Below are 13,745 nucleotides of genomic sequence, written 5' to 3' on the forward strand. Positions count from 1 at the left end.
GGTGGAACGGTGGTGCTCGAAGTCGGGTGGGGGTCGTCGACGGGGGCCGGGCCCGGAAGGCTGCCCGCGATCGGGCCCGGCGCGCCCCGTCAGACCCCGGCGGCCAGGCGGGCCAGGGCCGCCGCGTAGGTGTCCATGAACTCCTCCGCCGTGGCGTCGTCGACCAGCGCCCGCTGGTGGTCCACGGCCAGCAGCACCCGCTGGGTGACCGGGTCCTGGATCAGCGAGGCGCCGAAGGTGAAGCTGTTCGGCTCGTGCCGGTAGGTGGGCTCGGTGCCGATCCGGCCGTCCTCGATGCGGGCCGCGCTGAGCCGGCCCAGGGCGTGGAAGCGCAGGTAGCCGAACTGGCTGTCGAGCGCGGTGTCGGCCATCATCCGGGCCAGCCGGGCGAACGGCACCCGGCGGTGCGGCATCATGTCCAGTTCCTCGCGGTGCACGTGCCGCACCAGCGCCGCCAGGTCCTCCCCCGGTTCGGCGACCAGCGGGACGGTGTTGAGGAAGAGCCCGTACACCTCGGTGCCGCCGAGCCGCTCCAGCCGGCCGTTCATCGCCAGCCCGGTGGTGACCCGCCGCCGTCCGGTGATGTGCGCGAGGGCGTGCAGATGGGCGGCGAGCGCGACGGACTTCACCGGGACGCCGAGTGCGTCGGCGACGGCCCGAAGCTGCCCGGGGGCGTCCGGCAGCACCCGTTCGACGGTGCGCGGCAGCTCGTGGACGTCCTCGCTGCCCGGCCAGAGCTGGCCGGTGGCGCCGTCGAGCCGCTGGTGCCAGTAGGCGAGCGAGTCCGGGTCCGCGGCAGCGGACCGTTCGACGGCCACGAAGTCGCGGAAGGCGGTGCGCGGCGGCGGGGTGGGCGCGGAGACCGGGTCTGCGGCGAGCACGGCGTGCCGTTCGAGGATCTCGGTGAGCAGCGAGGTGAAGCTCCAGCCGTCGAGGATCGCGTGGTGCTCGGAGACGGTGAGCTGGAAGGCGTCGGCGGCGAGGCGCTGCACGGTGATCCGGAACAGCGGGGGCGCGGTGAGGTCGAACGGCCGGTCGCGGTGGTGCTCGAAGACGGCGCGGATCGCCGCGTCCTGCTCCGGCCCGGTGCGCCCGCGCAGGTCGGCGAACTCGACCGGGGCGGGCAGCGTGCCGTGCACCAGCTGGAGCGGTTCGCCGTAGCCGGAGAGGTCGAGTCCGGTGCGCAGCACGGCGTGCCGGGCCATCGCCTCGTTGACGGAGCGGCGCAGCGCGGTCTCGTCCAGCGCGCCGCCGAACCGGTAGGAGTTGACGTTGTGGTAGCTGTCGGTGCCGCCGGCGACCTCCATGTGGAAGACCATCGACAGCTGCATGGAGACCATCGGGTAGGCGTCGACGATCCCGGGCGGCAGCTCGGCGCGGTCGTCCTCGTCGATCAGGGCGAACGGCCGGTCGGCGCCGGGGTCGGCCTCGACGGGCCGGGCCAGCGGCAGCAGGGCGGCGACGGTCGGCGCGTTGAAGACGTCCCGCAGCGAGAGCTGCCAGCCGCGGTCGTGCAGGGCGCCGGCCAGCTGGACGGCCCGGATGGAGTCGCCGCCGAGGTGGAAGAAGTCGTCGTGGACGCCGATCCCGGCCACCCCGAGCACCTCCGTCCAGACGGCGGCGAACAGCTCCTCCTCGGGGGAGCGCGGCTCGACGTGCCACCCGGCCCGTTCGGGGGCGGCGCGCCCGGGGGCGGGCAGCGCGGCCCGGTCGACCTTGCCGTTGACGGTGAGCGGCAGCGCGTCCAGCACGGTGACGCTCGCCGGGACCATGTACTGCGGCAGCGAGCGGCCCAGGAAGCCGCGCAGGTCCTCGGGGGCGCGGCCGGTGACGTACGCGGCGAGCCGGTCGTCGTGCACGGTCACCACGCAGGCGTCGACGTCCGGGTGGGCGGCGAGGGCGTTCTCGATCTCGCCGAGCTCGATCCGGAAGCCGCGCAGCTTGACCTGGAAGTCGGCGCGGCCGACGTACTCCAGGCCGCCGTCCGGCAGCCGCCTGGCGACGTCGCCGGTGCGGTAGAGCCGGGCGCCGGGCGGGCCGGCGGGGTCGGCGACGAAGCGGCCGGCGGTGAGGCCGGGGCGCCCCCAGTAGCCGTGGGCCAGGCTGCCGCCGCCGATGTACAGCTCGCCGGGGACGCCGGGCGGGCAGGGGCGAAGCCAGTCGTCCAGGACGGCCGCGGTGAGGTGCGGCATCGGCTCGCCGACGAGGCTGCGCTCGAAGCCCGCACCGCCCTCGGCGACGTCGTGGATCGTGACGTGCACGGTGGTCTCGGTGATCCCGTAGAGGTTGCACAGCCGGGCGGGCGGCAGCGGGTCGAGCTCGTGCCAGCGCTGGACGACGCCCGGGTCCAGGGCCTCGCCGCCGAGCATGATCCAGCGCAGCGCGGGCAGTTCGCGGGGGCGGCGGCGCAGGGCCGGTTCGAGCTGCCGCAGCGCGGACGGGGTGAGGCACAGGTGGGTGACCCGCTGTTCGTCGAGCAGTTCGGCGAACTCCTCGGGCGAGCGGCTGGTCAGGTAGGGCACGACGATCAGCCGGGCGCCGTGCAGCAGCGCGCCCCACAGTTCCCAGACGGTCCAGTCGAAGGCGTAGCTGTGGAAGAGCGTCCAGGTGGTGTCGGGGCCGAAGCCGAAGTGCTCGCGGCCGGAGTCGAGCAGCCGGCTGACGTGCTCGTGGGCGACGGCCACGCCCTTGGGGCGGCCGGTGGAGCCGGAGGTGAAGATGAGGTAGGCGAGGTCGCCGGGGCGGCCGGCGGCGGGCGGGCGGGTGTCGGGGTGGGCGGCGATCTCGGCGGACCGGGCGCTCAGGTCGAGGGTCTGCCAGGGGCCGGCGGGGGCGCGGTCGGGGCGGTCGGTGAGCACGGCGGTGACGGCGGTGTCGCCGAAGACCAGGGCGGCCCGGTCGGCGGGGGCGGCGAGGTCGACCGGCACGTAGGCGGCGCCCGCCTTGAGGACGGCGAGGACGGCGACCGGGACGGCGGCGGTGCGTTCCAGCAGCAGGCCGACCCGGTCGCCGGGGCGCACCCCGCGGGCGCGCAGGGTGTGCGCCAAGCGGTTGGCGCGGCGGTCGAGTTCGGCGTAGTCGAGGGTCTCCTTCCCGTCGCTGACGGCCGGCCGGTCGCCGTACGCGTCGGCGGCCCGCTCGAAGAGGTGGTGCAGGCAGTGGCCCTCGTCGAGCCGGGCCGGGCCGGGCTGTCGCCCGGCCGCGGGGGCGGCGGTGAGCCGGCGCACGGTGGCGTCCGGGTCGGCGAGGGCGGCGTCCAGCAGGGCCGCGTAGTCGGCGGCGAGGCGGCGGACGGTGCCGGGGTCGAAGAGCTCGGTGCTGTACTCCGCCTCGCCGCGCAGCCCGGCGTCCCCGTCGGCGCCCTCGGCCGGTTCGAAGACGGACCAGGTCAGGTCGAACTTGCTGGTGCCGTTGGAGCGGACGGCGCGCCGGGCGGTGGCCGGGCCGAGGGCGAGCGGGGCGCGGTCCTCGCCGTGGGCGCCGAACACCACCTGGACCAGCGGCGGGTGCTGCGGGGTGCGGGCGGTGCCGAGGTGGTCGACCAGCTGGTCGAACGGCAGGTCGAGGTAGCCGAAGGCGTCGAAGGCGCCGTCCTGGAGGTCGGCGACCAGCCCGCGGAAGGTCGCGCCCGGCGAGAGCCGGATGCGCAGCGGCAGCAGGTTGACGAAGTAGCCGAGCAGGTCGGCGAGTTCCGGGCGGTTGCGGGTGGTGACCGGGGTGCCGACGAGCAGGTCGTCGGCGCCGGTCCAGCGGTTCAGCAGCAGGGCGAAGGCGGCGAGCTGGACGGTGAACGGGGTGGCGCCCTCCTGCTCGGCGAGGGCCCGGACGCGGGCGGCGGTGCCGGGGGCGAGGCCGAAGTGCTCGGTGGCGCCGCGCTCGCCGCGCTCGGCGGGGCGCGGGCGGTCGCCGGGCAGGTCGAGCAGGGCGGGGGCGCCGTCGAGGCGGTCCTTCCAGTAGGCGAGGTGCTCCTCGTAGGAGGTGAGCCGCTCCTCCTCGGCCCAGTCGGCGTACTGGGTGGTGAGGGCGGGCAGGTCCGGCGTCCGCCGCTCGGCGAAGGCCCGGTAGTGCTCGGTGAGTTCGCGCTCGAAGAGCTCGGCCGACCAGCCGTCCCAGATGATGTGGTGGACGACGAACAGCAGGGTGGTGCGCTCCTCGGCGAGCCGGATCGCCTCGGCGCGCAGCAGTGGGCCGGTGGCGAGGTCGAACGGCTCGGCGGCCCGTTCGGCGATCAACTCCTCGGCCCTGCCGTCCCGTTCGCCCTCCGGGAGGCCGCGCAGGTCGGTGACGGCGAGCGGCACGGCGAGGGCGTCGTGGACGTGCTGGTGGGGGCCGTCGGGGTGCAGCGCGAAGGTGGTGCGCAGGGCCTGGTGCCGGGCGGTGACGGCGTCCAGGGCGCGGGCCAGCAGGCCGAGGTCGAGCGGACCGGTGACCTCGTACGTCCAGGGGGTGGTGTAGGTGACGGTCCCGGGGTTCAGGTGGTCGAGGAACCACAGGCCGCGCTGGAGGCCCGAGACGGGCGCGGTGCGGGCCGGCTCGGCCACGGGGTCGGCGGACGGGCTCACGGCGTCGTTCCTTCCTGTCCGGCTGGGGTCGGGACGGTTGGCCTCGGGGCGGCTGAGGTCGGGGCGGCCGGGGTGGGCGTGGCTGAGGTCGGGCCGGCCCGTCATCACGAGGCCAGCCGTTCGGCGATGGCGCCCACGGTCCGGCCGCGGAACACCACATGCGGCGGGACGCGGGTGCCGGTCTGCTGCGAGAGCTTCATCGCGACCCGCACGGCGGCCAGCGAATTGCCGCCGATGCGGAAGAAGTTGGCGTCCGGACCGAGGTCCTCCGGCAGGTCCAGGACGGCGCGGACGGCGTCGGCGACCAGCCGCTCGCGCGCGGTGAGCGGGTCGGCCGCGGCGGCGGCGCGGCGCCCGGCGGGGGCCGGCAGCGCCTTGCGGTCGGCCTTGCCGTTGGGGTTGAGCGGCAGGGCGTCCAGCACGTCGAGGGTCGCCGGGACCATGTGCTCGGGCAGCAGCCCGGCGAGGTGGTCCAGCAGCGCCTCGGGGTCGGTCCCGTCCGCGCCCGCGTCGAGGGTGACGTAGGCGGCGAGCCGGTGGTCGCCGGGGGCGGGCTCGTGGACGGTGACGGCGGCCTCGCGGACGGCGGGGTGGCGGGTCAGCGCGTCCTCGATCTCGCCGGGCTCGACCCGGAAGCCGCGGACCTTGATCTGGTCGTCGATCCGGCCGGTGATCTCCAGCAGGCCGTCCGGACGCCGGTGGCCGAGGTCGCCGGTGCGGTAGAGCCGCTCGCCGGGAGCGCCGAACGGGGAGGCCACGAAGCGCTGGGCGGTCAGCGCGGGCCGGCCGACGTAGCCGTGGGCGAGGCCGCCGCCGGCCGCGTAGAGCTCACCGGTGGTGCCGTCGGGGACGGGCTCCAGCCGCTCGTCCAGGACGTGGACCGCCTTGCCGTGCAGCGGGCGGCCGATCGGGATGCTGCCGCCCGCCGCGTCCTCGGGGGTGGCCCGGTGGCAGGTGGTGAGGCCGAGGCTCTCCACCGGGCCGTAGCCGTTGGCGACCACCAGGTCCGGGTACTGGTCGAGCGCCTTGCCGACATGGGTGACGGAGGCCCGCTCACCGGCCGTGAAGGCCACCTTGAGGTCGTCGTAGGTCTCCGGGAACTCCTCCAGCAGGAAGTTGAACAGGCTCGCCGAGAGCTGGAGTTGGGTGACTCCGTGGCGCCGGGTGAGCTCGGCGATCGCCTGCGGGTCGGGCCGCTGGCCGGGCTGCAGCACGCAGACGCCGCCGAAGGCGAGCGCGCCGTACAGCTCCAGGGCGAAGGCGTCCCAGGAGACCGGGGAGCACTGCAGCCAGACCTCGTCGGGGCCGAAGCGGGCGTAGTCCTGGCCGAGGTAGGTGGTGGTGAGCGCGCGGTGCGGCACGGCGGCGCCCTTGGGGCGGCCGGTGGAGCCGGAGGTGAACATCACGCAGGCGAGGTCCTCACCGGTGACCGGCACGCCCGGGTCGTGGCCGGGGCGGGCGGCGATCGCGGCGGCCTGCGCGTCCAGGTCGAGGTGGCGCCCGACCGGGAACGGCGGGCTCGCGTGGCGGTGGGTGACCAGCAGCGGGGCCGCGCAGTCGGCGACCGCGCCGGCCAGCCGCTCGGCCGGGAAGTCCGGGTCGAGCAGGGTGTAGGCGGCGCCGCACTTGAGCGCCGCGAGCAGGGCGACCACCAGGTCCGGTCCGCGCTCGACCAGCACGGCGACGGTGTCGCCGCGGCCGGTCCCGGCCTCGGCCAGGTGGTGGGCGAGCCGGTTGGCCCGGGTGTTCAGCTCCCCGTAGGAGAGCCGCTGCTCGCCGGAGACGAGGGCGAGCGCGTCCGGGGCGCCGGCGGCCCGGGCCTCGAACAGGGCGTGCACGGGCGCCTCGACGGCGGTGGCGAGGGTGCCCAGCCAGGCCTCGCACAGCTCGGCCATGGTGGCGGCGTCGAACAGGTCGGAGTCGTACTCGAAGCGGCCGGTGAAGTCGGTGCCCCGGTCGTCGACGGAGATCGACAGGTCGAAGCGGGAGACCGGGTTGGAGTACAGCTCCCGGGTCACCTCGATGCCGCCGACGGTCAGCGGGCGGGTGTCCAGCGGGTGCAGCTCCAGCAGCACCTGGCAGAGCGGGTTGCGGTTCTCGGCGCGGTCGTCCGGGCGGTCCTCCAGGGCGCTCGCCGCGATGTCGTCGAACGGCGCCTCCTGGTGGCGGTAGCCGGCGATCGCCACCTCGCGGACGTGCCGGACCAGCTCGCGGAAGTCCGCCGACTGGTCGAGCCGCACCCGCAGCGGCAGCAGGTTGACGAAGTAGCCGACCAGGGCGTCCAGTTCGGAGCGGCCGCGGACGCTCACCGGGGAGCCGAGCACCAGGTCGCGCTGCCCGGTGCGGCGGTGCAGGGTGAGCGCGAGCCCGGCCAGCAGGACCATGAACGGGGTGGCGTCCTCGCTGCGGGCCAGCGCGCGGACCGCCTCGGCGACCGGGCGCGGCATCGCGAAGCGGTGGAAGTCGCCGCGGAACCGCTGCACCTCGGGCCGGGGGTGGTCGGTGGGCAGCGCCGGCTCGGTCGGCGCGTCGGCCAGGTGCTCGCGCCAGTGGGCGAGTTGGCGCTCGGCGTGGGCCGGGTCCCGGTACTGCCAGGCGCTGTAGTCGGCGTACTGGACTCCGGGCTCGGGCAGCCCGGCCGGGCGGCCGGCGGCCAGCGCCTCGTACAGGGCGGCGAGTTCACCCTCCAGCACGGGCAGCGAGCCCTCGTCCCAGACGATGTGGTGGCAGAGCAGCAGCAGGGTGGCGGTGTCGCCGGTGCGGTGGAGGTGGGCGCGCAGCAGCGGGCCGGTCTCCAGGTCGAAGGGGACCAGCGCGGCCTGCGCGACCAGCGCGTCGACGCGGTCGGCGGCGGTGTCCGTGACGGTGAACGGCACCTCCATGGCGGGGTGGACCAGCTGGCGGGGGCCGTCCTCGGTCAGCTCGAAGGTGGTCCGCAGCGCCTCGTGCCGCGCCACCACGCCCTCCAGCGCCCGCCGCAGCAGCTCCGGGTCGACCGGGCCGGCGAAGCGGAACACCCACGGCACGACGTAGGTGGGCGCGCCCGGGTTCCACTGGTCGAGGAACCAGAGTCCGCGCTGGTAGGGCGAGAGCGGCGCCGAGGTGGCCCCGGCCCGGGTCAGCGGCGGGCGCTCGCCCCCGGCGGCGGCGGTGACGGCGGCGGCGAACTCGGCGAGGGTCGGGGCGTCGAAGATGGTGTACGGGGAGATCATCCCGAAGACGTCGAAGACCCGGCCGACCACGCGCACGGCGGTGAGCGAGTCGCCGCCCAGGTGGAAGAAGTTGTCGTCGGCGCCGACCTCGGGCACGCCCAGCACGTCCGCCCAGACGGCGGCGATCAGCTGCTCGGCCGGGGTGCGCAGCGGCCGGCCGGCCGGGGCGGCGGCGGGCGCGGACTGCGGTTCGGGCAGCGCGGCCCGGTCGACCTTGCCGCCGGGGGTCAGCGGGAAGGCGTCCAGCGCGGTGATGGTGGCCGGGACCAGGTACTCGGGCAGTCGCTCGGCCAGGTGGGCGCGGAGCGCGGCGGGGTCGGGGGCGTCGCCGGTGACGTACCCGGCGAGCCTGCCCCCGTGGGCGACCACCACGGCGGCGGCGACGCCCGGACGGGCGGCGAGCAGCTGCTCGATCTCGCCGGGCTCGACCCGGAAGCCGCGGATCTTCACCTGGTGGTCGGCGCGGCCGACGAACTCCAGCGGGGCGTCCGGGCCCTCGCGGCGCACGACGTCGCCGGTGCGGTACATCCGGGCGCCCGGCCCGGGCGCGAACGGGTCCGCGACGAACCGGCCCGCCGTCAGGCCCGGGCGGCCGTGGTAGCCGGAGGCGAGCAGCGGCCCGCCCAGGTAGAGCTCACCGGTCTCGCCGGGGCCGGTCACCGGGCGCAGCCGGTCGTCCAGGACGTAGGCGCGGCGCTCGCCGAGCGGGGTGCCGATCGGGACGGCGGACGCCTGCGGGGGACCGGACAGCTCGTGGACGGTGGCGGTGATCACGGTCTCGGTGGGCCCGTAGGCGTTGAGCAGCGGGACGCCGGTGGCGGCCCACCAGGAGGCGGCGGCGTCGGGGTGCAGCCGGTCGCTGCCGGAGATCATCAACCGCAGCGCGCGGGGCGCCCGGGCGCGCTCGCGCAGGGCCGGCACCACTTCCTGGAAGTAGCCGGCGGGCAGGTTGGCGACGGTGACGCCCTCGGTGTCCAGCAGGTCCAGCAGGGCGTCCGGGCCGAGCAGTTGCCGCTCGGGGACCAGCAGGCACGCGCCGGCGGACAGGGCGGTGAGCGCCTGCTCGACGGCGACGTCCACGGTCGGGCGGGCGAGGTGCAGGACGACGTCGTCGGCGGTGAGGCCGAAGCGGTCGACGGCGGCCGCCAGGTGGCCGGTCAGTGCGGCGAGCGGGACGTGCACGCCCTTGGGGCGGCCGGTGGTGCCTGAGGTGTAGATGAGGTAGCCGGGGGCGGGCACGGCCTCGACCGCCGCCGCGCCCGCCGGGCCGAGCTCGGCGAGTTCACCGTCGGTGAGGGCGAGGGTGGCACCGGCGTCCTCGCGGATCCAGCGGTTGCGCTCCTCCGGGGCCTCCCGGTCCAGCGGCAGGTAGGTGGCCCCGGCCCGGAGGGCGGCGAGCAGGCCGACCAGGTGGTCCAGCCGGTCGCGGCCGGTGACGGCCACCGTCCGCCCGGGGGCGATCCGGGCGGCGAGGGCGCCGCTCAGCTCGTCCAGCTCCCGGTGGCGGACGGTCCGGGCGCCGAGCCGTACGGCCGGCCGGTCCGGGAACCGGCGCGCGACGGACATGAAGGGGAAACCGCGAGATTCCATCATCCAACCCCGATGAATTAACGACGCTGCGGGCAGTGATCTCGACGATAGGGCGGCTTTCCGGCGCCGATCGGCAGAATTCCCGGAAGACCATCGGCAGTTTCAACTGCCGCTTGACGCGCTGGAGTTGGAGAAACACGACCGGCCCGCCGGGGCGCACGGGGGCGCCTCGGCGGGCTCAGGTGAATTCGCTCCACGACGGCCTGGACAGGCCGATCGGAATTACTCCGGGAAATCCGGGGACCACACGTCCGCCCGCTCCACGGCGGCCGGCGTGTACTTCCCGAGTGCGCTGATCAGCAGCCGCAGTTCGAGCGCCAGGCAGTCGGTGAACCGGATCAGGCCCTCCTCGGGGTCCTCGGCCGCGGCCAGCAGGGCCGCCCGGCCCAGGCCCACCGCGCGGGCACCCAGCGCCAGGCTCTTGACCGCCCGGCCGCCCTCCCACATCCGCCCCGAGACCAGCAGGCAGGGCGGCGGCCCGGCGGCCGCCAGCCGGCGCAGGCACTCCGCCAGCGGCAGCCCGACCTGCGCCGGGAAGGCGCCCGGCGCCCAGCCGGTGCCGCCCTCCGCGCCGTCCACGGTGACGGCGTCCGCGCCCGCCTCGGCGGCCACCCGGGCGGCCTCGGCGACGTCCCGGCCGGGGTGCAGCTTCACCCAGACCCGGGCCCGGGGGAAGTTGTTGCGCATCAGCCGGACCTGCTGGCGCAGGATCTCGGCCGTGAAGGTGCCCGGTGTGCCGGCGCGCAGCACCCGGCCGTCCTCGCCGAAGACCGGGTCGAGGCCGTAGCGGTCCCCGAGCCGGGCGGCGGCCGCGGCGTCCAGCACCGTCATCCCGCCGAGCCCCGGCTTCGCCCCCTGCCCGACCTTCAACTCGAAGGCCAGCCGCCCCGATTCGAGCAGCGGAAGGGCCGCCGGGTCGCTGTAGAGGAGGTTCCACACCTCGGCGTCGGCGTCCTCGGTGGACTGCTGGACGGCCACCCCGCCCAGCCCGTCCGGGAGGTGCTCCGTGTAGGCCCGCAGCCGGCCGAGCAGGGCGCGGTCGGCGGCCTCGCCGAGCCGGCCGTAGCCGTTCACCGGGACGATGTTCTCGCCGATCACCATCGGCAGGCCGAGCGCGCCGGCCTGCCGGCCGAGCGCCAGGCCGAGGTCCCCGCCGGCCGCCCGGGTGGAGCCGGTCGCGGACACGTAGACCGGCAGGGCGGAGGTGAACCCGCCGATGGCGGTGGTGAGTTCGACGTCCCGGTAGTCCGGCTCGCGGCCCAGGTCGATCAGCTTGGCGAGCCGCTGCGGCACGAACACCGGCGGGACGATCCGCAGCGCGTCCAGGGCATCCGACGCGTCCGGCGCCCCGAGCCCGCCGGCCGGGCGCCCGGCGCCGAACAGCACCTGCCCGTAGCTGCCGGGCGGCGGGAAGGCCGCCGCCGTCCCGGCCCGGGCCCGCTGCCGGACCTCCTCCTCCGGGAAACCGGGCGCGCTCAGGTCACTCACGGCGTCACCACCCCCGCCACCTTCGGGAAGGCGCTGGCCTGCCACACCGCGTCCAGCCCGGCCACGTAGCGGGTCAGCCGCTCGACGCCGATGCCGAAGCCGGCGCTGCCGGGCACCCCCTCGCGGACCAGGTCCAGGTACCAGCGGTACTTCTGCGGGTTCTCCCCCGTCTCGCGCATCCGGGTGACGATCTCGGCGTAGTCGTTGGTGCGCTGGCTGCCGCTGCACAGCTCGCCGTAGCCCTCGGCCGCGATGAGGTCGAAGTTCCGCAGCAGGCCCGGGTCCTCGGGGTTCTCGCGGTCGTAGAAGCCGCGCGAGCCCTTGGGGTAGTCGGTGACGAAGAACGGCCGGTCCCGCCGGCTGGAGAGCAACGCCTCGCCGTCCCAGTCGAGTTCGGCGTCCGGGCTCTGCGGGTGGCCCGCGCCCCGGAGCTCGGCGACCGCCTCGGCGTGCCGCATCCGCCCGAAGGAGCCCTTCAGCAGTTCGGCGAACGCCCCGGTGTCCCGGCCGAGTTCGGCGAACTCCTTGGGCAGCTCGTGCACCACGCTGTCGACCATGTGCACCACCAGCTCCTCGACCAGCCGCACGGCGTCGTCCCGGCTCGCCCCGGCCACCTCGACGTCGAGCTGGTGGAACTCGGCCAGGTGGCGGCTGGTCCCGGCGGTCTCCAGCGGCTCCAGCCGGACGTTCGGCGCGACGCAGAAGATCTTGTCGAAGGCCAGCAGCGAGGCCTGCTTGTAGAGGATCGCGCTGGTCATCAGCTTGTAGCGGTGGCCGTAGAAGTCGACGTCGACCTGCTTGGAGCCGCGCGAGCCGGGGTCGGTGACCGGGCCGATGATCGGCGGCAGCAGCTCGGTGAAGCCCTCGCCGCGCAGGTACTCGCGGGCGGCGGAGAGCAGTTGGTGCTGGATCCGCAGCGCGGCGCGGGTGGTCGGGGAGGTCAGGTGTCGGCCGGGGTCGGGGAGCATCGCGGCGGCGGTCGCAGGGGTGGGCCCGTCGGTGGTCATGGCGTGGTGAGTCCCAACTCTCGTGGTGCGGCGGGTGTGCGGTCGAGGTCCGGGGTGTCGACGGCGCGGCTGTCGTAGCTCCACTGGACGTGGGAGAGCGCGCCGAGGAGGTCGGAGGAGCCGAGGATCGGCGGGCGCGGGCCGCCGGACAGGCCGGCGATCGGCATCGAGCCGACGTCCGACCAGTGCAGCCGCCCGTCCGGCCCGAGCGAGCTGCGGGCCCGGCCGGCGTTGTCGGGGTGCAGGCAGTAGGGCACGTCCAGGTAGCCGGCCGCGAAGGCGCGGACCAGGGCCCGGCCGAGGTCCGCGTCCAGCTCCAGCACGGCGCCGATCAGCGCCCGGGCCTCCGCCTCGATGCCGGTGTCGGGCACGGCGAGCGGCGGGCGGACGCGTTCGGCGCCCGCGGCCGCGGCGGCCGTCTCCAGGGCCCGGACGTTCTCGGCGACGGTCGGGATCCGGTGCGCCTCGGCCGTCGTCTTCACGATCAGCCGGGCCGCGCCGGTGCGCACCGCCAGCCGGGCCGCGTCCTCCAGCAGCAGCCGGGCTCCGCCGGGGGTGCGCGGGAAGACGCCCATGTAGGCGTAGAGCACGAGGTGGCGGTCGACGTCGGGCAGCAGCTCGTCGGCGAGCCGGCCGAGCACGGTCAGCGCCTCCTCGTCCTGGCGCGGGTCGGGCTGCTGGGCGTAGCTGAGCGAGATGCTGCGCAGGCCGTGCTGGCGGAAGAACAGCGCCTCCAGCACGCTCACCGCGATCAGCAGGCTCGGCGGGCAGAGCTGGCCCATCAGGCAGCCGCCGAACGTCTCCAGGTGCGGTTCGGCGCCGAACTCCCGGATGGATGCGAGCAGTTCGCAGCTGCGACGCCAGCTCTCCACCGCCTCGCGCAGCGGCGTGCGGCTGTACGGCAGGCAGTACGAGACCGGGCCGCCCTCGGTGGCGTCCAGGCCGACCGCTAGCAGTGCGCGGACGATGTGCTCGGGCCGCGCCGAGCCGTGCCGGACCTGCACCGGGAAGCCCCCGTCGGCGACCCCGCGCAGCACCGCCCGGGTGACGTCCACCGGGTGGCCCGCGATCGGGTAGCCGTTCAGCCCCACCCCGTCGGCCAGGGCGCGGCGGGCCGCGGCGAGGTCGCCGGTGCGGGTGTAGCTGTCCAGGGTGATGGTGCCGACGGTGACGGCGTCCGCGCCCCGGGTGGCGAGCAGGCCGTCGCGCATCCGCAGCGGGTCGGCCATGCCCATCCGGGGCTGGACCACCAGGGCGCCGGCCGTCCGGGCCCGGGCGACGAAGGCGCCGAAGCCGGATCCGGCGGGCAGCCGGCCGCCCGGTGCGGCGGCGAGGGCGCTCATCGCGAGCCCCGGGCCAGCGCCGCGGCCGGAGCCGGGAGCGAGCCCACGAAGGAGCGGAAGTCGGCGACCGAGCGCCCCTCCTCGAAGACCCCGTCGAACCCGGCGGCCAGCAGCGAGCGCTGCCGGTCCGGATCGCCGCTCCCGGCGATGGTGAGCTTGCCGCCGATCACCGTGGGCGTGCCGGCCAGTTCGGGACAGGCCCGCAGCGCGCGGATCACCCGCAGGCCGTCGTGGTGGCCGTGCCCGTTGACGCTGCTCAGGACGATGAGGTCCGGCCCGATCCGGCGGCACTCGGCGACCAGCAGGTCGTCCGGCACGCAGGCGCCCAGGTTGCTGACCCGGTGGCCGAGCTCCTCCAGCAGCAGTTGCAGGAAGACCAGGTTCCAGGTGTGCGAGTCCGAGGCCGTGGTCGTCACGACGACCTCCAGCCCGGCCGGTCCGGCCTCTTGGCGCTGCTGCTCCAACTGGTCCACGGCGCAAACCCTCTGTGTCGGTGAGTTCGGTGAGTGCTGAACAGAACGTTAGGGAGGATCCGGCGGGCGG

Annotated in this window: 6 protein-coding genes; all 6 read right to left on the minus strand. The window is 75.7% G+C overall.

Annotation, left to right across the window (positions count from 1 at the left end):
- Nucleotides 1-89: 89 nt before the first annotated feature.
- Nucleotides 90-4,562: an amino acid adenylation domain-containing protein gene (locus tag ACFCLZ_RS07630; protein ID WP_380284007.1), complete on the minus strand. Its 4,473-nt coding sequence runs from the start codon at nt 4,560-4,562 to the stop codon at nt 90-92.
- Nucleotides 4,563-4,666: 104 nt separating this feature from the next.
- Nucleotides 4,667-9,340, minus strand: coding sequence for an amino acid adenylation domain-containing protein (locus ACFCLZ_RS07635; RefSeq protein ID WP_380284009.1), 4,674 nt, complete (start codon nt 9,338-9,340; stop codon nt 4,667-4,669).
- Between the two features lie 246 nt (nt 9,341-9,586).
- Entirely contained in the window at nt 9,587-10,852 is a 1,266-nt protein-coding gene (locus ACFCLZ_RS07640) for a glutamate synthase-related protein (RefSeq protein WP_380284011.1), read from the minus strand.
- Nucleotides 10,849-11,859, minus strand: a complete 1,011-nt coding sequence (locus tag ACFCLZ_RS07645; RefSeq protein ID WP_380284012.1) for an asparagine synthetase A — start codon at nt 11,857-11,859, stop codon at nt 10,849-10,851. Before ACFCLZ_RS07645 ends, ACFCLZ_RS07640 begins: the two co-directional genes overlap by 4 nt.
- On the minus strand, nt 11,856-13,202 hold the full coding sequence (locus tag ACFCLZ_RS07650; RefSeq protein WP_380284013.1) for a methylaspartate mutase: 1,347 nt from the start codon (nt 13,200-13,202) through the stop codon (nt 11,856-11,858). Before ACFCLZ_RS07650 ends, ACFCLZ_RS07645 begins: the two co-directional genes overlap by 4 nt.
- The gene (locus ACFCLZ_RS07655; RefSeq protein ID WP_380284014.1) at nt 13,199-13,675 is read right to left on the minus strand and encodes a cobalamin B12-binding domain-containing protein; all 477 of its coding nucleotides are present in this window, start codon (nt 13,673-13,675) and stop codon (nt 13,199-13,201) included. Before ACFCLZ_RS07655 ends, ACFCLZ_RS07650 begins: the two co-directional genes overlap by 4 nt.
- Nucleotides 13,676-13,745 lie beyond the last annotated feature (70 nt).

The organism is Kitasatospora purpeofusca (assembly GCF_042691725.1).
Classification (GTDB): domain Bacteria; phylum Actinomycetota; class Actinomycetes; order Streptomycetales; family Streptomycetaceae; genus Kitasatospora; species Kitasatospora purpeofusca_B.